Here is an 18,858-nt window from a genome sequence, read left to right on the forward strand (position 1 = left end):
GCCATGAGCCGCGTGCTGATTCGCAATGCCCGTCTGGTGAATGAAGGCCAGGAGTTCGACGCCGATGTACTGGTCGCCAATGGCCGTATCGAGAAGATCGCCGCCAGCCTTGACGGCTATAACGAACCGGTGGAAATCGACGCCCAAGGCCAGTGGCTGCTGCCGGGCATGATCGATGACCAGGTGCACTTTCGCGAACCCGGCGCGCCGGACAAAGGCAGCTTCTACAGCGAATCCCGCGCCGCGGTGGCCGGCGGCATCACCAGCTTCATGGACATGCCCAACACCAACCCGGCCACCTTGAACCTGCAAGCGCTGGCCGACAAGAAACGCCGTGCCGCCCTGCACTCGGTGGCCAACTACGGCTTTCACTTTGGTGTCAGCAACGAAAATCTCGACACCGTCGCCGCCCTCGACCCGCGTGAAGTCGCCGGGGTGAAAGTATTCATGGGAGCGTCCACCGGCAATATGCTGGTGAATGACCCGCGGATCCTGGAGCGCCTGTTCGCCGAAGTGCCAACCATCCTGCTGGCCCATTGCGAACACACGCCGAGTATCCAGGCCAACGAACAACGTCTGCGCGAGCGCTTCGGCGACAATATTCCCGCCGTCGCGCACCCACTGATCCGCGATGCCGAGGCGTGCTATCGCTCCTCATCTTTTGCCGTGGAGTTGGCCAGGCGCCATGGCACGCGCCTGCATGTGCTGCACCTGACCAGCGCCCGCGAACTGGCGCTGTTCGACGACAAGCCCCTGGCCGAAAAACGCATCACCGCCGAAGTCTGCCTGCACCACCTGCTGTTCGACGACCGCGACTATCACCGCCTCGGCCACCAGATCAAATGCAATCCGGCGATCAAGAGTCGTACCGACCGCGACGCCTTGCGCCAGGCCTTGCTGAGTGATCGATTGGACGTGATTGGCAGCGACCATGCGCCGCACACCTGGGGGCAAAAACAATTGGGTTACCGAGAGGCGCCGTCCGGACTGCCGCTGGTGCAATACGCGCTGCCGGCGCTGTTGGAACTGGTGGCTGACGGGCATCTGCCGCTGACCACGCTGGTGGCGAAGACCAGTCATCGCGTGGCCGACCTGTTCGCCATCCCGGATCGGGGTTACCTACGCGAAGGCTATTGGGCCGACCTGGTGCTGATCAAACCCGAGCCCCACGGCAAGCCGGTGAGCAGCGAGCCGATCCTGGCCCGCTGCGGTTGGACCCCCTTCGCCGAGCGCAGCTTTCGTCATAGCGTCAGCACCACGCTGGTCTCCGGCCACTTGGCCTGGCACAACGGTCAGGTAGTCGACAGTTGCCAGGGCCTGCCATTGCATTTCCTGCGTTAAGCGCGAGGCTTGACCGTACCGCAATCGTTGCCCAGCCACTGGGCGTGACTGTCGAGGCTGCCCTTTTGCTGGATACCGGTGGCATTGAAGGTTCCGTTGACGGTGGTGGTGAATTCCTTCTGACTCTGGAAGGTCGCCACGCCCGTGCCCTGGGCTTTCGGGCAACTGAAGCGGAATTTCCACTGGTTGCCGGTCTTGTCCGTCACTTGCTGTTTGCAGCCCGATTGCGGGTCGGTCAACGGGATAGAATCAGAGGCGACCTGCGCCGGTGTCAGGCACACCTGCACGCCTTTGCCGGCCATGGTGATGCCTTGTTTTTCCAGCATGGCGCGCTGTTCGGGGGTCATTTGTTGCTTGAGTTGACCAAGGATCAGCGACAGGTCCGGCAGGTCCTGGTTATCGACTTTCATATTGCTGGTGGTCAATTCCCACAAGCCCGGCGCCAGCATCTGCGCCTGTGCGGCCACCGGCAGCGACAACCCCATAACCATGGCTAAAGACAGCAGACGTGCATTCATCGGGTAACTCCTGGTTGATGTTGGGCGTTAGACGCCGCCAGGGCGCCAGTGTTGCACGGCAAATAAAATAGCGACATTCGTAAGCAGACATGGTCTGTTAGGCACTTGGATTGCCTGGAGTACCGTCGTCCATGGATTTCTTTGGCCCGCACCTGCTCGCCTACTTCATCGCCACGCTGCACTTTCTCGGGACTCTCGCCGCGATCCACGCGGTGCTGACCGTCAGGACCGCCCAAGGCTCGATCGCCTGGGCCTTGTCGCTGATGTTCATGCCCTACCTCACGTTGATCCCCTACCTGATCTTCGGCCGCAGCACGTTCGACGCCTACATCCAGGCCCGCCGCCAGGCCAACCAGGAAATGCACACCGCGATCACCGCGCTGAACTGGCGCCCCTGGGTCGAGGAAGCCCTCGCGGCGCGCAACTCCAGCGCGTACACCTCTTTGCGCGCCATGCCCAAGCTGGGCCGCATGCCGTGCCTGGCCAACAATGAAGTGCGCTTGTTGATCAATGGCGAGGCCACGTTCAGCGCAATCTTCGAGGCCATTCGCAACGCCAGGACGGCGGTGCTGTTCCAGTTCTTCATCATTCATGACGACGAGCTTGGCCGCCAATTGCACGCGCTGTTGAAGGAAAAAGCGGCTGAAGGCATAGACATCCACGTGCTCTATGACCGCATCGGCAGCCACGCCCTGCCCCACCGATATGTGCAATCGCTGCGGGATGCCGGGGTGAAAGTCAAAGCGTTCGCCACCCGCGGCGGCTGGCTCAATCGCTTCCAGGTCAATTTCCGCAACCACCGCAAGATCGTGGTGGTGGACGGCATCACCGGGTTTGTCGGCGGGCATAACGTCGGCGATGAATACCTGGGCAAGAAACCACCGCTGGCGCCGTGGCGCGATACCCATGTGCAGGTGACCGGCCCGGTGGTGGCGTGTTTGCAAGAGTCGTTTGCCGAAGACTGGTTCTGGGCTGCACGCGAGCTGCCGCCGCTGATCCTGCCGGACGCCTACCCGGAAGACGGCGTGCTCTGCCAATTGCTCGCCAGCGGTCCCGCCGACCCGTATGAAACCTGCTCATTGTTTTTTGTCGAGGCCATTCATGCGGCGACCGAACGCGTATGGATCACCAGCCCGTACTTCATCCCCGACGAAGCGGTGTTCGCCGCCCTGCGCCTGGCAGTGCTGCGCGGGGTCGATGTACGCCTGTTGCTGCCCTCACGGCCCGACCATCGCATCGTTTACGCGGCATCGAGCCTTTACGCGATCGAAGCCGTGCGCGCCGGTGTACGGGTGTTCCGCTACACGCCGGGCTTCCTGCATCAGAAAGTCGTACTGGTGGACAGCGAAATCAGCGCCATCGGCAGTGCGAACATGGACAACCGCTCGTTCCGGCTGAATTTCGAAGTGATGTTGCTGACGGTCGACGAAGCCTTCGCCCGGGAAGTGGAGCTGATGCTGCTGGACGACTTTGCCCTGGCCCATGAGGTCAGCCAGCAAGAGAGCCGCGAGACGCGCCGCCTGCAACAACTGGGCATGCGAGTCGCGCGGCTTATTTCACCGATTCTTTAACACACTGCGGTGAACCCTGTGGGAGGGGCTTGCCCCCTCCCACACTTGGACCTTCATTTTTCGCAGAAACGGGGTTAGCGGTAGATATCTTCCCGCGTCCACGGCAGGTCATGGCTGCCATCGGCATGGGGTTTCACCGCCAGGATCTGGTGCAGGTTGATCCAGCCCCGGGCAAACGCATAGGCGCAACCGGCCAGGTACAGGCGCCAGATGCGTAGCGCCTGCTCCGGCACCATCTTCGCCGCCGCCTCCAGGTTGTCTTCCAGGCGCTCGCTCCAATGGTCCAGGGTACGCGCGTAGTGCAGGCGCAGGCTCTCGACGTCGACCACTTCCAGCCCGACTTCACTGATCTCGGCGGTCATCATCGCCAGGTGCGGCAGCTCACCGTTGGGGAACACATAACGCTCGATGAACTCCCCGGCGCCACGACCGACCGGGCGGCCATCGGTGTGCTTGGCGGTAATGCCGTGGTTCATCACCAGGCCGCCTTCGCGCACGGCGCCGAACAGGGTCTTGCAGTACTGCGCCAGGTTGGCGTGGCCGACGTGTTCGAACATGCCCACGCTCACCACTTTGTCAAAACGGCCGTCTTGCGGCAGGTCGCGGTAGTCGAGCAATTGCAGGTCCACCTGGTCTTCGAGGCCCTCGGCCTTCACCCGTTCCCGGGCCAGAGCCAACTGCTCCTTGCTCAGGGTGATACCAAACACCTTGACCCCGAACTCCCGCGCAGCAAACCGCGCCAACCCACCCCAACCACAACCTACGTCGAGCAAATACTCGCCCGGCTGCAGCCGCAGCTTGCGGCACAGATGGCGGAATTTGTCTTGTTGCGCCTGGTCGATGGATTCGCTGCCGGTTTCGAAATAACCGCAGGAGTACGCCATGTCCTGGTCCAGCCACAGCTGGTAGAACTCGTTGGACAGGTCGTAATGGTAGGAAATAGCCGCTGCGTCAGTGGCCTTGTCGTGGATCGAGCGCACCGGACGACTCCCCTCGTCGTCTTCGATCAGGGCGTGACTCAATTCGTCACAAACCCGGATGACCTCGGAGATGGAGCCTTCCAGCTCCAATTTACCCTCGACGAAGGCTTCGCCCAGTGAATCGAGCGTGGGATGGGTCAGTTTGTTAACGACCGTGGGGTCCTTCACCACGATGGTCACACTGGGCTCGGGGCCCAAGTTGAATTCATGGCCATCCCAGAGTCGAAGACGCAGCGGTAGCTGAAGATTCTGTAAGGCCGGTGGAAGTTGCGCGAGCATGAGTAGTCCCCCCTTGTTTCAGACGTCTGCTGTGAGGGTAGACCATCCGAAGACAAAGTAGGAGGCTATCGATTTGATAGCGGTCCTCTATGGGGCTCGGCGCTCGAGCAAACCATCCTGGACCCACTGTTTCAGCCACGTCACGGCTTGCAGTGGAGCACCCTCTGCATAAGTGACTGCCAGTTCCGCGCACAGTTCTGAAAAACGCCAGCCGGTGGTCACCATGCCTGCCAGGGCGCAGATTTCTGCAGGTTCCAGGCTGCGGTAGTGGCACACATTCTGGTGCCGCCATACCAGACAGATCTGCACCGGATCCAGGGCCTGGCTATGGGGGAAGTCTGACTCATCCTTGCTGGCTCGCCAGATCGCCACGGTATTGAAGCGGCAGAAGACCTGTTGCACGGAGGGCGCCAGCGTCACCTGCAGGCCCGGCCAGTCTTCAGGCGCCAGGCTTGCCATGTCGTGAAGGGTCAGCGGTTCGCCCTGCGGCGCATCGAATGCCAGGGTAAACGCCCACTCCAACCGCGCCAGCTCCGCCAGCGGCACACCTTGCTCCGCTACCAGATGCTCAAGGATAAACGTCGGGAAACGCTCGCCCAGCCAGCGCAGGCTGTAATGGGCCGAGGGGTAGCGGCGCACATAGGCTTCGGTCAGCGCGGCAAACTCGTCATCCCCCAGCCAATAGAGAATGGCGCTGAAGTCATGCCGCAAGACGTCCTGCAACCGCGAGATATAGGCGTTGTGATAAATCGCCAGGCCCGTGTCCACATCCAGCGTCGGCCCGCCCAGCAGGGTCGCAGCGAAGCCACTGTTGGCTACAGGTGTTTCGGATAACAGGTGCTGTTCGAAGGCCAACTGCCAATCGGTCAGGCGCATAACGATCTCCTGGCCAACGCCATGGCGCCCAGTTCACGGGCCTTGCTGAGCTCGGTAAGCAACTCTTCGAAGGGTGGGAAATGGTCGTCCCGCTCCAGTAGGGTCGACACCGGCCCCAGGTGCTCCAGCGTCTGTTGATAGAGGTCCCACACCGGGTCACACACCGGATGGTCATGGGTATCGACCACGTAGTCGCCGTAGTCCATGTGCCCGGCCAGGTGCAGCTGGCGGATGCTCTGCGGCGGCAGGTTGCGGATAAACGTCCAGGCATCGAAGCCATGATTGCGCGAGCTGACGTACACATTGTTGACGTCCAGCAACAACTGGCACCCCGACAGGTGGGCCAGGGCGTTGAGGAATTCCCACTCGGTGAACTCATCGGCCTTGGAACGCACGTAACTGGAGACGTTTTCCAGCACCAGCGGGCGCTCCAACACGTCCTGCACTTGGCGCACGCGGGCGGCCACGTGGTAGAGGCTTTCTTCGGTGTAAGGCAACGGCAGCAGGTCGTGCAACTGGTGGGCGCTGCCGCGGCTCCAGCACAGATGATCGGACACCCACGCCGACTGGATACGCTCGGCGAGCTGTCTGATCTGCTTAAGATAGTCGGTGTCGAGGGCATGGGGCCCGCCGATGGACAGGGACACCCCATGCATCACCAGCGGATAACGCTCGGCTATCGCGTCCAGGTAGTACAAGGCTTTACCGCCCTGGACCAGGTAATTCTCGGAGATCACTTCGAACCAATCCACAGCCGGCGATTGTTCAAGGATCTGTTCGTAGTATTCGTTGCGTAAACCCAGGCCGTAACCCAGGAAGGGAAGAGACATGGCCATTGCGGACTCCTGGAAAAGTGTCCGCAGCGGCTTGAAGGCTCGCTGCGGTTGCACTCGGCTTGCGATTACTCGCCGACCTTACCGCCGGCAGCGTCGCAGGCGGCCTTGGTCATGGCCTTGAAACCGTGACCTTTGCAGACAGCCTGGCCTTTACAGGCGTTTTCAGCGGTCTTGCAATCGTTCATGCCTTTGCAGGACGTGACGCCGTAGCAATGAACAGTAGCGTCGGCGGCCTGTGCCTGGGTAGCGACACCGGCGAACATGGTGGCGGCAGCGATAGCCAGGGCAGCACCGGAAACGGCATTTTTGATGTTCATTTTTTGTATTCCTCAACGATCAGTAGGGGTGTCGGGCTGAACGGATTGTTCAGTCTCGACACACCACTAGAGTGAGGCCCCTCATCCGCGTTACAGGGGTGCGCAAAAATTTCTGAAATTATTCTTCAAGCTTCAAAAGGGGCTCCTGGAAGCGCAGCAAGCGCCCGGCATTACCCAGGACCAGCAAGGTGCTGAGGTTATGCAACACCGCAGCAATCATCGCCCCGGCAGCGCCCAACCAGCCAAACGCGGCGAATATAACGATCGCCAAGGTCCAGCCCAGACCGATAATCACGTTGACCTGCAACGTCTGCCGGCACTGGCGGCTCAAGCGCACGCACGTCCCCAGGCGCCGCAGGTCGCTGCCGATCAACACCACATCCGCCGATGCCAGGGCGATATCCGCCCCGCCCGCGCCCATGGCCACGCCGACCACACCGGCCTTGAGCGCCAGCGAATCATTGATGCCATCCCCCACTACCATCGGCCGGAAACCGCTGCCGATTTCACCCAGCACGCGGTTGAGCTTGTCTTCCGGCAGGGCCTGGGCTTCGACGTCACTGATGCCCACATCCAGCGCGAGGCTGTCGGCGACGCTCTGGCGGTCGCCGGTGAGCAACAGTTGACGACAGAGGCCAAGGTCGCGCAGCTCTTGCAGGGCCTGGCGGGCCTCCGGCTTGACGCTATCGGCCAGCAACAGCCAGGCCAGAAACTGACCGTCCAACGCCAGCCCGGCGATGGGCCCATCGTGGTTCGGCACCGGCGTGGTCGCGATGCCCAACTGCTCGAACAATTCCGGGCGGCCCAGAGCCGCTTCGCCCTGATCGGTCTGCGCCACCACGCCGAGGCCCTGGCGTTCGCGGATGTCCGTCAACGCCAGCATCTGTTCCTGCGTCGCCAACCCCGCCAACGCCCGGCTGACCGGGTGGCTGCTGGCCGAACCCAGGCTCGCCGCCAGGTTCAACAACACCTGCCGGTCCGGCGCCGTGGTGTCGATGGCGTGCAGACGCAGAGTGCCATAGGTCAGGGTGCCGGTCTTGTCGACCACCAGGGAGGTCAGGTCCGCCAGTTCTTCGAGGAACGCCGAGCTGCGAATCAGAATCCCATGCCGTGCCGCCACGGCGATCCCGGCAATCGCCGTGGCCGGCGCCGACAGCACCAACGCACACGGACACGCCGCCACCAGCACGGCAAGCATCGCCTGGGCATCATTGGTCACAAACCAGGTCACCGCCGCCAGCAGCAGCACCAACACCATATAGCTGCCGGCGTACCGCTCCAGCAACCGCGTGATCGGCGGCTTGGAACGCTCGGCGTTCTGCATCAGTGCGATGACTTTGCCTAGGGTGGACTCGTTACCGGTGCGGGTCACCTGCAGGCGCAGCAACCCATCGAGGTTGATCGCCCCGCCAAACACCTGCAAACCCACGCTGGCTTCCAACGGCACCGACTCACCGGTAATCGGCGCCGTGTCCAGGCTCGCCTGGCCTGACAGCACCACGCCATCCGCCGGCACTCGGTCGCCAGCACGCACCTCGACGATGTCACCGGTATTCAGCGTGCCATTGTCTACTTCCCGGATGCTGCCATCGGCCTGCACCAAACGCGCATGGCTGCGGGTCAGCTTGCCCAGGGCATGGATCGCCTCCTGGGAGCCGATCACGCTGCGCTCTTCCAGCACATGACCAAAAATCATGATGATCGGCAGCAACGCGGCGGTCAGCAGGTCACCCGTGGCCCAGGCGCCGAGCATGGCCAGGGCGATCAGTTGGTCGGTGATGCCATGCAGGCTGGGGAATCGCAGGCTGTACCACGCCGAACGCATCACCGGCACTGCCACCAACAGCGATGCGACACCCAGCAGCAACTGGCTCACACCGCTCTGGTCCGGCGCCAGCCAGCTCCACACCAGGCCCAGCACCAGCAACCCCAGGGCCAGCATGGCCAGGGTCAATTGCCGGGCAGCGCTGCGCTGTTCTGCAGAGGTCAGCATGGGTGCGCTCATTGTTCGGTTCCCTGGATGATCAAGCGGGCGTCGTCTTTCGGATCGACCGTGGTCACGGAACCAGCCTGGCCGAGAATCTTCGGCAGGCGCTCGCGGTACAGGCGCAGCAGCAAGCCCGGGTCTTTCACCTGGGCCAGGCTGGCGACGGTGGCGGTTTGCGCCTGGGCATTGGCCAGGCGTTCACTGGCCTGGGCATGGGCGACTTGCACCAGGCGGTCGGCCTGCTGGGTCGCGGTCTGGGTGAGTTTCTCGGCGTCGGTGCGCGCATTGGCCACCGCCTTGTCGGCCTGCTGGCTGGCGGTGAGTACCGCATTGAAGGCATTCACCGCCGGGCCCGGCAGGCTCGACTGCACGTCGACGCGAGTCACTTCGATGCCCAACCCCAAGCCTGTGGACGCTAGCTCCACGAGGCGCTTGTTGATGCCTTGCACCAGGTCGCCGCGCAGCCGTTCGCGACGTTCGGCGGCGCCGTTGTCGGTGCCGATCAGTTCGGGGCGAGCCACCAGGATCGTGTCCAGGTCACGTGCGGCGGCCAGGGCCACGGCGCTGCGAGTCACCAGTCGATCCAGGGCCGGCAGCACATGCTCACCCTGCAACACAAAGGCGTAAGGCTCGGTGACTTTGTAGAACACCCGCACATCCAGTTGCACCACGCCGGCATCGCCGGTCAGCAGGTACCCGGAGCCGGCCAGTGCATCACTCAGCGGCGTGGCGAAACTGGCTACGCGGTCGGCCTGGGTCGCCGCATCGGAGCGCAACAGGTTCTCCACCCGACGCTCGATCACCCGGTCAGCCGCCGGCAACAGCACCACCTGCTCGAACGGCTGCGGCCACGCCAGCAACAGCCCGGCATTCTGGATGCGATCGAGGGCGCCGAAGTGCAGCACCACGGCGCGGTTCTGCGGGTCGATCTGGCGCACATTGGAAAACGCCCAGGCCAGTGCCGCCAGCACCGTCACTGCGTACAGCGCCAGGAACGTCAGGCGCCCGGCCTGGATCCATGGGCTGTCCGGGCTCTCACGCTCGGTCATGGCTGGATGTCCTTCGGCCCGTCTACCAAGGCACGGAACGGCGCAGCGTCGGTGCGCAGGATGATCTTGGTGCCCGGCGTGACCACGGTGCCCAGGGTATCCAGCGAGCGCAGCAGGTTATACAGCTGTGGATTGCCGGCGTAGGCACGGCCGTAGATCTGCGCGGCTTCGACCCGGGATTGCGCTTCGATATCGGCGGCTTTCACCGTGGCATCGGCCTGCATGATGCGCGCATCACGCTCGGCGGCAGAGCGGATCTGCGCCGCCTCGCGCTTGCCCACGGCGGTGCGTTCGGTGGCGATGGTTTCACGCTCGGCACGCATGCGGTCGACGGTGGCCGTCAGGGTGACCGACGGCAGCGTCAGCCGTTCGATACCGACCTGTACCACACGCACCCCGTAAGTATTGAGCAATTGTTGATCAATCTGCTGACGCAGTTGTGCTTCGAAATCAGCGATGCGCACCTGGCTGGCGTCGGTGTTGATCAGGCTCGACAGGTCGAAGCTGGCCGCCGTGGTTTCCAGCGCCGAGCCGACGAAGGTGCGGATCTGCCGCGCCGCTTCATCAGGCTGGTTCTGCACCGCACGCATGAAGCGCTGCACATTGTCCGCATCGCCCTGTACCTGCCACGCCACGTAGGCCTGCACGATGATGCGCAGGCCATCGCGGGTGCCCACATCCTGCAGACCGCTGGAGGTGGTGCGCAGGCGCAAATCCACCGGGATCGCCGCTTCGAACGGAGCCGGCCAACGCCAGCCCAGGCCGGGCTCCAGCAGCACCCGCGCCGGGTTGCCGAACCGGGTAATCACCGTGGCCTCGCCGGACCGCACCTGCACCAGGCTGGCGGCTGCAACTGCAAACAGCACCAGCAACGCCGCCCAGGCCATGCGCCGCCAGGGGAATGGGCCGGCAGCGTGCTCGTCACCGTGATGATGGTGGTGATGGCCATGATGATGACCGTGATCGTGGGAATGAGCGCTCAACGGACCGACTCCTTATTGAACGGCTTTACGCGGCAGCGAAGGATCGGCCGGCAAGGTAAAAGAACGCAGATCGATCGTCGGCGCGCCATCGGCGCCCAGGCGGTGATCCAGGATAAGCAGCTTGGCGTGGGCCAGGCCCTGGCTGAGTAGGCCGAGGTACTGTTCCAGCACGAACGCCTGCCCGGCGGTGGCATAGGCCTTTTGTTCAGCGGCAAAACGCAGGTCGGCCGCCTGGGCGCCAGCGTTCACTTCGCGGGCGCTGGCCGTGGCCTGGTCGCGGGCGGTGCTGGCTTGCAACAAGGCCTGGTTGGTTTGCTCGCTGGCCGCGCCGCGCTCGCGGGAGATCAGCGCCTGGGCGCCGATCTGCGCGGCTTGCACGCCGTGGTAGGCGTTGGCGGCACCGGCCGGCGGGTGGATCGCCTCGACCACCGTGGCGAGGATTTCCACGCCACTGTCGAGCTTTTGCAGGTCGGCCTGCACGGCGCGGCCGATTTCGTCGGCCAGGCTGGTGCGTTGTTCGCCGAGCAATTCGTCGAGAGTGCGCGATGCGAAGTCATGTACGAGGATGCGGCTGGCGGTGCTGCGGATCAGGGTCGGCACGTCCGCGCTGTTATAGGTGGCGGCGAGCGCGGCCTGGTCGCTGAGGCCGATGCGGTAGACGAAACGCACGTCCATGTTGACGATCTGGAAGCCCTGCTTGTCGCCGCTGCTGCTGGCGATCACCTGGGACTTGTCGTTCACATGGCTGGCGTCCCACAAGCGGTTGGCGATCAGCGGCGCCGGGCCTTCGGCGGGCGTCAACTCCGGCGCGGCGGCGTCGCTGACACTGGTGGCCAGCTCGTGCACCACGCCGTTTTCGACGCTGATCACGCGGCCCAACGGCCAGGGCAGGCCGGCATGCAAACCGGGGCCGAATACCTGGATGGGTTTACCGAAGCGTTCATAAATCCCACGGCCTTGCAGCGGCACTTCATGCACGCCGGTCAGTGCCCAACCTACCGCCAGCACCACCAGCAGCACTGGTAGAAACGCCCGGCGCATGTAGGTGAACGCCCAGATCTGGCGCAGGTCGATGCCGAAGCGGTTGTGCAATTCGTGCTGCAAGGCGAGCAAGGGTTGAGGCGGCCAGCGCAGCAGCCCGGCGATGAAACTGTGCGCCATCAGGCGGGGCTCAAGGCGGGGCTGGCGTGGGCTGAACAGCGACAACACGGCCCTCAGTACAAACTCCAGCGAGACCAGTGCCGGCAGCAGGCCGATCAACACCGCCAGGCGCAATGGCCAGATGGACTCGGCACCAGCGAACAGCAGGCAAATCGCGCTGACTACCAGGCACACAATCACCACCCGACTCAACTGCGCGAGCTGCCCGGCTTCCGGCCATTGCGCGACGGTTTCCTGGGCCAGGCGACGTTCGAACACCAGCAAGCCAAACGCCAGGGCCAACGCCAGCGCGGAGCCGATGCTGGCCGACTGGCCGACCGGTGCAGCGGGCAACCCCAGGTTCCAGAACTCGACAATGCTGATCAACGCCAGCAACGCCCAGCCGCCAAGCCACAACACGGGTGTGCCGATCTGCGTGCCAAAACGCTGCATCAGCCGTGCATAGCGGCCGGGGTCTTCAAGCGGCACTTCAGCCGCGGGTTGCTCCATCGCCTGGGCGCGCCAGTCCGCCACCCACCACGCCGATTGCAACCCGGCCACCAGCAGCAGCAACGCCGACGCACAGTTGATCAACACCACCGGCCAGATCGACAGCGGCGCAAACAGCGCGACAAACAGCGCCAGCACCCAACCGGCAACGGCCAGCACCGTCAGGCTGATACCAGCCTGGCGCAATCGACGGGCATGAAACGACCCTTGTTGAAAACGCGGAAGGCCTTCCACCGAAGCGCCGTCAGCTTCCAGATCCACTTGCATCCACTCAACGCTCACGTGTACATAATTCGTTACGATATAACACGGAGCGTGAAATTTTTGTTCGAAAAACATTGCTTTAAGCGGTACACCGTTCCCGTGTGGGAGGGGGCTTGTCCCCGACAGCGGTGTGTCATCCAACACCGGTATCAACTGGCCCACCGCCATCGGGGGCAAGCCCCCTCCCACATTTGATCTACCGCACCGTCAAGATCGTGATTAACCCCCCATAAACGCGAGCCATCACTAGTGCCGGCAACGAATTATCGTCACACTCCAGAACAGTTTTTCGCGGGCTCACGGACAAGGAAGCGTCACCCCCCATGATTTCGATCTATCAGCTCAAGCCGCGTTTTCAAAACCTGCTGCGTCCACTGGTGCAGCGCCTCTACGACAACGGCACCACCGCCAATCAGATCACCGTTTTGGCCGGCGTGATTTCGCTGCTGGTCGGCCTGCTGATCGCCAGCTTCGCCACCCACCTGTGGCTGTTCGCGCTGATCCCGCTGTGGATGATCCTGCGCATGGCGCTCAACGCCATCGACGGCATGCTCGCCCGGGAATTCGGCCAGCAATCGCGCCTGGGCGCCTACCTGAATGAGCTGTGCGATGTAATCGCCGACAGCGCGCTGATCCTGCCATTCGCGCTGATCCCAGGTGTGAGCCTGGTGCCGGTGCTGCTGGTGGCGCTGCTGGCGGTGTTCAGCGAGTACGCCGGTGTGCTCGGTCCGATGGTCGGTGCTTCGCGCCGCTATGACGGACCGATGGGCAAGAGTGATCGTGCCTTTGTGCTCGGCGTACTGGCCACCGGCGTGGCGCTGGGCTGGCTGGGCGTCGGCTGGGTCGACGCGGTGATGTGGCTGGTGGCCGCCCTGCTCGCCTACACCCTGGTCAACCGGGTGCGCCAGGGCCTTAAAGAACAACAAGAAACCTCACCGATTGCATAAGGATTTTTGCGATGCGCGAACAGCAAGAGCACACCTTCAGTACCCATGATGGCGTCGAGCTTTTTTATCGGCACTGGCCGGCCACGGAAACCACCGGTCAGCGCCAGGCCATCGTGCTGTTCCATCGCGGCCACGAGCATTCCGGGCGTATCGCCCACCTGGTGGATGAGCTGAACCTGCCGCAATTCGACTTCTTCGCCTGGGACGCCCGCGGCCACGGCCAATCCCCCGGCGAGCGCGGCGACAGCCCCAGCTTCGCCACCAGCGCCCGTGATGTGCAGACCTTCTGCGACCACATCGGCGCCACTTACGCCATCGAGGAAGAAAATTTTGCCGTCGTCGCGCAAAGCGTCGGCGCGGTGATTGCCGCGACCTGGGTGCATGATTACGCACCGAAAATCCGCGCGCTGGTGCTTGCCTCCCCGGCGTTCAAGGTCAAGCTCTACGTGCCCTTCGCCCGGCCAGGCCTGGCGTTGATGCGCAAGTTTCGCGGCAACTTTTTCGTCAACAGCTACGTGAAGGCCAGGTTCCTCAGCCATGACCCGGAACGCGTGGCGTCCTACGACAGCGACCCACTGATCACCAAGGCCATTTCGGTCAATGTGCTGCTGGGCCTGTACGAAGCCGCCGACCGGGTCGTAGCCGATGCCCAGGCGATCCAGGTGCCGACCCAGTTGCTGGTCTCCGGCTCCGACTTTGTGGTGCACCGCAAGCCCCAGCAACAGTTCTTCGACCGCCTGGGCAGCCTGAAAAAAGAGCTGCACATTCTCCCCGGTTTCTTCCACGACACCCTCGGCGAACGTGATCGCGCCACCGCTGTGAGCAGCGCCAGGCGCTTCATCCTGCAGAACTTCGAACACCCGCTGGATCGCGCTTCGCTGCTGGACGCCGACAAACTCGGCGCCACCTGCGCCGAATCCGAAGCCCTAGCCGCACCGCTGCCGCGCAACTCCCTGCGCGACCTGTACTGGCGCATGACCCGCGCCAGCATGGGCCTGGGCAAGAACCTGTCGGACGGGGTGAAACTGGGCTTCGATACCGGTTTCGACTCCGGCAGCACCCTGGACTACGTATACCGCAACACGCCTACCGGCAAAGGCGGGCTGGGGCGGATGATCGACACCAATTACCTCAACTCCATCGGCTGGCGTGGTATTCGCCAGCGCAAGCTGAATGTGGAGGAACTGCTGCGCCTGGCCATGGCCAAGTTGCGCGGTGAAGATCGTGAAGTGCGCATCGTGGATATCGCCGCCGGCCACGGTCGCTACATCCTGGAAGCCTTGCAGGGCGTGTCGCCGCTGCCGGAATCGATCCTGCTGCGCGACTACAGCGACATCAACGTGCGCGACGGTGGCGCGTTGATTCGCGAGAAGGGTTTGGGGGATATCGCGCAGTTCGTCAAAGGTGATGCGTTTGATCGCCTGGACCTGGCGGCACTCGACCCCAAGCCGACCCTGGCGGTGGTGTCCGGGCTGTATGAATTGTTTGCCGATAACAGCATGGTCGGCGGTTCGCTGGCCGGGCTGGCCGAAGCGGTGGAGCCCGGCGGTTACCTGGTCTACACCGGCCAACCGTGGCACCCGCAGTTGGAATTGATCGCCCGAGCCCTGACCAGCCACCGCCAGGGCCAGGCCTGGGTGATGCGCCGGCGCAGCCAGGCGGAAATGGATCAACTGGTGGAGGCGGCCGGTTTCCGCAAAATCACCCAGCGTGTGGATGAGTGGGGCATCTTCACCGTGTCCCTGGCACAGAAGATCTGAACATGCGCGAACCCGGTTTATTGAAACCCGCGGTGCTGTGGCTGCTGCTATTGGCGCCGCTGTTCTTCAGCACCTACGGCTTTGCCACCTGGGTCACCAGCCAGCGCAGCGACGTCGGCACGCTGGTGTTCGGCTGGGAAACCCATATGCCGTTCTGGGCATGGACGATCGTGCCTTACTGGTCCATCGACCTGCTTTATGGTTTTTCGTTGTTGTTGCCCAACACCCGGCATGAGTTGAAGCAACATGCACTGCGCTTGCTGAGTGCCCAGGTGATTGCCGTGAGCTGCTTCCTGCTTTGGCCGTTGCGCTTTACCTTCGAACGGCCGGAACTGGATGGTGTGTTCGGCTGGCTGTTTGCGGTGTTGGCCGGGTTCGACAAACCGTTCAACCAGGCGCCCTCGCTGCACATCGCACTGCTGGTGATCCTGTGGGTCATGTACCAGCGCCACACCCAAGGCGTATGGCGTTGGCTGGTGCATGGCTGGTTCGCGTTGATCGGCATTTCGGTGCTGACCACTTATCAACACCACTTTATCGACTTACCCACAGGCGCCCTCGCCGGGTGGATTTGTGTGTGGCTGTGGCCGGTGGAACATCCGAGCCCGTTGTTGAGTGCACGGCTGACGCGAGATCCCAAGCGCTGGCGGTTGGGCGTGCGCTATGGGCTTGGCGCGGTACTGTTGGCGATTCCAGCGTTTGTACTGGGCGGTTGGTGGCTGTGGCTACTGTGGCCGGCGGTTTCCCTCGCCTTGATCAAGGCCAATTACTTGGTGCTGGGGGCTTCGGGCTTCCAGAAACGCACTGACGGCCAACAGACGCCCGCCGCACGCTGGCTATATGCACCCTATCTGGCTGCCGCCTGGATCAACTCGCGCCTGTGGACACGCAAGCATCCACAGCCCGACCTGATTGTGGATAACGTCTGGCTCGGGCGTATTCCTGCCACAAGCGAGCAAGTGCCCTTCAAGGCCATCGTCGATCTGTGTGCCGAATTACCGATTAATCCACAGGGGCGGGCCTATCAATCCATCCCGGTACTCGACCTGATCGCGCCCACGCCTGCCGAATGCCTGCAAGCCGCCCAAGCCATCGAGCGTCTGCGCGCCAGCGGCCCCATGCTGGTGTGCTGCGCCCTCGGCTACTCGCGCAGCGCTACCGCCGTCGCCGCCTGGTTGCTGCACACCCGGCGCGCTGCGACGGTAGAGCAAGCGCTGTCTATCATTCGTACAGCACGGACCGATGTGGTCCTGCGCCCCGCACACCGAGAAGCGTTGGAGGGTTTGCCCCATGCCCGCTGATATGGAACTGCAGGTGGTCGCCAGCCTGCTGCGTCGTGGCCGTTCGCTGGATCAGTTATCCACAGGCCTGACCCTGGCCGGTGTGCTGTTCGGCCTGGCCCAGTTGTTGATGGCGAGTATTTCGATCATCTGCCTGCTGCTCAGCCTGTGGATGATTATCCTCGGGCTGCTGCAAAAGTACTGGGCGCTGCGCGTGGCGTTCGACGCCGACCTGTTCGCCCTGCTGGCTCGCGACATCGAGCGCACGCCGGACCTCGACCAGGCCCTGGTGACGCTCGGCCTGCAATCGGCCAAGCGCATTGGCCGGCCCTGGGCTGAACGCCGTCGCGGCGCACTCAAACTGTTGCGCAAACAAGCCTGGCTGCTCGGCGCGCAAGCGCTGCTGACCCTGGGCGTGATCCTCGCCAGCCCCTGGCTGCCTTTCGCCGGATAAGGAATCCCCATGTTCGAACCCGTGGTCGCCACGCTGATTACCTCCATGGCCCGCACCGTCACCGGCGCCCGCAGCCTGTGGCTTGGGTGCGCGCCGGTGCCGGTGCAACGCATCTACTTCGCCAACCACAGCAGCCACGGCGACTTTGTGTTGCTCTGGGCGTCATTGCCGCAAAACCTGCGCAAATTCACGCGCCCGGTGGCCGGCAGTGATTACTGGAACAAAAGCGCCCTGCGCCGCTACATCATCAACCGGGTGTTCAACGGCGTGTTGATCGACCGCGAACGCAAGGACCCTGTGGATAACCCTCTACAGCCGATGCTCGACGCCCTGGAAGGCGGCGACTCGCTGATCATCTTCCCGGAAGGCACGCGCAACCTCGAAGACGGCCTGCTGCCGTTCAAAAGCGGCCTTTATCACCTGGCGAAAAGTTACCCACAGGCCGAGTTGATCCCCGTGTGGATCGCTAACCTCAACCGCGTCATGCCCAAGGGCCGCGTGCTGCCGCTGCCTTTGTTGTGCACTACCAGCTTCGGCGCCCCGCTGCAATTGGAAGACGGCGAAGACAAAGCCGCCTTCCTGGCCCGTACCCGCGATGCTCTGCTCGCCCTTGCTCCGGAGCACGTCTGACATGGATAGCCAAACCCTGATGTTGTTCGGCGGTATCGGCGCGATTCTGGTGCTGGCCTCGCTGATCGGCCTGATCCTCAAACTGCGCACCCGTGGTACGCCCAACGCGGTGATCGACAACCTCAACGCCCGCATCAACGCCTGGTGGGTGATGGTGGTGGTCATCGGCATCGCCTTCTGGCTCGGCACCGGCGCGGTGATCTTGCTGTTCTACGCCGTCTCGTTCTACGCCCTGCGCGAATTCCTCACGCTCACCCCCACCCGCCGCAGCGACTATCCCGCGCTGGTCGCCGCGTTCTACCTGGCGCTGCCGCTGCAATACCTGCTGATCTATTCGGACTGGTACGGGCTGTTCTCGATTTTCATCCCGGTGTACGTGTTCCTGCTGCTGCCGATCCTCGCCTCCCTGGGTGGCGACAGCACGCACTTCCTCGAACGTGCCTCGAAAGTGCAATGGGGCCTGATGATCGCAGTGTTCTGCGTATCCTTCGTGCCCGCCCTGCTCACCCTCGACATCCCTGGCTACGAAGGCCGCAACCTGTTGCTGATTGCCTACCTGGTGATCGTGGTGCAACTGTCGGACGTGCTGCAGTACGTGTGTGGGAAGTTGTTCGGGAAGCACAAGATCGCCCCCAACCTGTCGCCCTCCAAAACCGTCGAAGGCTTCATCGGCGGGATTCTCCTGTCATCCCTGATCGGCGCAGCCCTGTGGTGGACCACGCCGTTCAACCCGTGGCAGTCGTTCCTGATTGCGCTGCTGATCAACCTGCTCGGCTTTGCCGGCGGCATCGTGATGTCGGCGATCAAGCGCGACCGGGGCGTGAAGGACTGGGGGCATATGATCGAAGGGCACGGCGGGATGCTGGATCGGTTGGATTCGGTGTGCTTTGCGGCGCCGATCTTCTTTCATCTTGTGCGCTACTGGTGGACCTGAGGTCCGCTCTAAAGCCAGATAACGATCTGGCAGGTGGTGAGTTGGGCTGCGCAGCAGCCCCATGACACACCGCGCCTCGGCGGCGCGGCGTATCAGTTGTGAGGTGCGCCTCACTTTTGTGCAACACGCCTGGCGGGACGGTGTATCGACGTCATCTTTTGTATCAAAGACGCGTGTAAGATACGCCGCACTTAGCCAGGGA

The 18,858-nt window shown here is 63.1% G+C and carries 17 protein-coding genes; 8 read left to right on the top strand and 9 right to left on the bottom strand.

The window, feature by feature from the left end; genetic code table 11:
• Positions 1 to 3: 3 nt before the first annotated feature.
• Positions 4 to 1,341 carry a dihydroorotase gene (locus K5K89_RS00725; protein WP_222540679.1) on the top strand — a complete coding sequence of 446 codons (1,338 nt, stop codon included), beginning with the start codon at positions 4 to 6 and terminating at the stop codon, positions 1,339 to 1,341.
• Here the strand turns inward: K5K89_RS00725 and K5K89_RS00730 are convergent.
• A complete protein-coding gene (locus K5K89_RS00730) occupies positions 1,338 to 1,859 on the bottom strand; it encodes a DUF3617 domain-containing protein (protein ID WP_071490863.1) in 522 nt (173 codons plus the stop codon). The two genes, K5K89_RS00725 and K5K89_RS00730, sit on opposite strands and share 4 nt — an antisense overlap.
• 131 nt (positions 1,860 to 1,990) lie before the next feature.
• Between K5K89_RS00730 and cls the strand changes: the two genes are divergently transcribed.
• Positions 1,991 to 3,430 carry a cardiolipin synthase gene (cls, locus tag K5K89_RS00735; RefSeq protein ID WP_071490864.1) on the top strand — a complete coding sequence of 480 codons (1,440 nt, stop codon included), beginning with the start codon at positions 1,991 to 1,993 and terminating at the stop codon, positions 3,428 to 3,430.
• 74 nt (positions 3,431 to 3,504) lie between these two features.
• Here cls and cfaB read toward each other — a convergent pair whose 3' ends face one another.
• The 8 genes from cfaB to hflK (K5K89_RS00775) form a co-directional block, all read right to left on the bottom strand.
• Positions 3,505 to 4,689, bottom strand: coding sequence for a C17 cyclopropane fatty acid synthase CfaB (gene cfaB, locus K5K89_RS00740; RefSeq protein WP_071490865.1), 1,185 nt, complete (start codon positions 4,687 to 4,689; stop codon positions 3,505 to 3,507).
• Between the two features lie 87 nt (positions 4,690 to 4,776).
• The gene (locus K5K89_RS00745; protein WP_071490866.1) at positions 4,777 to 5,565 is read right to left on the bottom strand and encodes a DNA-binding domain-containing protein; all 789 of its coding nucleotides are present in this window, start codon (positions 5,563 to 5,565) and stop codon (positions 4,777 to 4,779) included.
• The gene (locus K5K89_RS00750) at positions 5,556 to 6,401 is read right to left on the bottom strand and encodes a DUF692 domain-containing protein (protein ID WP_222540680.1); all 846 of its coding nucleotides are present in this window, start codon (positions 6,399 to 6,401) and stop codon (positions 5,556 to 5,558) included. The genes K5K89_RS00745 and K5K89_RS00750 overlap by 10 nt, the downstream gene beginning before the upstream one ends.
• Positions 6,402 to 6,466: 65 nt before the next feature.
• Positions 6,467 to 6,718: a hypothetical protein gene (locus tag K5K89_RS00755; protein WP_071490868.1), complete on the bottom strand. Its 252-nt coding sequence runs from the start codon at positions 6,716 to 6,718 to the stop codon at positions 6,467 to 6,469.
• A 118-nt stretch (positions 6,719 to 6,836) separates the two neighbouring features.
• Positions 6,837 to 8,723, bottom strand: a complete 1,887-nt coding sequence (locus K5K89_RS00760; RefSeq protein WP_222540681.1) for a cation-translocating P-type ATPase — start codon at positions 8,721 to 8,723, stop codon at positions 6,837 to 6,839.
• The gene (hflK, locus tag K5K89_RS00765; RefSeq protein ID WP_071490870.1) at positions 8,720 to 9,754 is read right to left on the bottom strand and encodes a protease modulator HflK; all 1,035 of its coding nucleotides are present in this window, start codon (positions 9,752 to 9,754) and stop codon (positions 8,720 to 8,722) included. Before hflK (K5K89_RS00765) ends, K5K89_RS00760 begins: the two co-directional genes overlap by 4 nt.
• Positions 9,751 to 10,737, bottom strand: a complete 987-nt coding sequence (gene hflC, locus K5K89_RS00770; protein WP_222540682.1) for a protease modulator HflC — start codon at positions 10,735 to 10,737, stop codon at positions 9,751 to 9,753. The genes hflK (K5K89_RS00765) and hflC overlap by 4 nt, the downstream gene beginning before the upstream one ends.
• Positions 10,738 to 10,749: 12 nt before the next feature.
• The gene (gene hflK, locus K5K89_RS00775; protein WP_222541668.1) at positions 10,750 to 12,654 is read right to left on the bottom strand and encodes a protease modulator HflK; all 1,905 of its coding nucleotides are present in this window, start codon (positions 12,652 to 12,654) and stop codon (positions 10,750 to 10,752) included.
• Positions 12,655 to 12,974: 320 nt separating this feature from the next.
• On the opposite strand from hflK (K5K89_RS00775), the gene K5K89_RS00780 reads away from it, so the two are divergent.
• The 6 genes from K5K89_RS00780 to K5K89_RS00805 are packed head-to-tail and all read left to right on the top strand — an operon-like array spanning position 12,975 to position 18,656.
• Positions 12,975 to 13,598: a CDP-alcohol phosphatidyltransferase family protein gene (locus tag K5K89_RS00780; RefSeq protein ID WP_071490873.1), complete on the top strand. Its 624-nt coding sequence runs from the start codon at positions 12,975 to 12,977 to the stop codon at positions 13,596 to 13,598.
• An 11-nt stretch (positions 13,599 to 13,609) separates the two neighbouring features.
• The gene (locus tag K5K89_RS00785) at positions 13,610 to 15,358 is read left to right on the top strand and encodes a bifunctional alpha/beta hydrolase/class I SAM-dependent methyltransferase (protein ID WP_222540683.1); all 1,749 of its coding nucleotides are present in this window, start codon (positions 13,610 to 13,612) and stop codon (positions 15,356 to 15,358) included.
• Positions 15,359 to 15,360: 2 nt separating this feature from the next.
• Positions 15,361 to 16,659 carry a phosphatase PAP2/dual specificity phosphatase family protein gene (locus K5K89_RS00790; protein WP_222540684.1) on the top strand — a complete coding sequence of 433 codons (1,299 nt, stop codon included), beginning with the start codon at positions 15,361 to 15,363 and terminating at the stop codon, positions 16,657 to 16,659.
• Positions 16,649 to 17,092: a hypothetical protein gene (locus K5K89_RS00795; protein ID WP_092241525.1), complete on the top strand. Its 444-nt coding sequence runs from the start codon at positions 16,649 to 16,651 to the stop codon at positions 17,090 to 17,092. Before K5K89_RS00790 ends, K5K89_RS00795 begins: the two co-directional genes overlap by 11 nt.
• Before the next feature lie 9 nt (positions 17,093 to 17,101).
• Entirely contained in the window at positions 17,102 to 17,722 is a 621-nt protein-coding gene (locus K5K89_RS00800; RefSeq protein ID WP_071490877.1) for a lysophospholipid acyltransferase family protein, read from the top strand.
• A gap of 1 nt (position 17,723) precedes the next feature.
• Positions 17,724 to 18,656, top strand: coding sequence for a phosphatidate cytidylyltransferase (locus K5K89_RS00805; RefSeq protein ID WP_222540685.1), 933 nt, complete (start codon positions 17,724 to 17,726; stop codon positions 18,654 to 18,656).
• The last annotated feature ends 202 nt before the right edge of the window (positions 18,657 to 18,858 follow it).

It is taken from the genome of Pseudomonas sp. DR208 (assembly GCF_019823005.1).
Lineage (GTDB): Bacteria > Pseudomonadota > Gammaproteobacteria > Pseudomonadales > Pseudomonadaceae > Aquipseudomonas > Aquipseudomonas extremorientalis.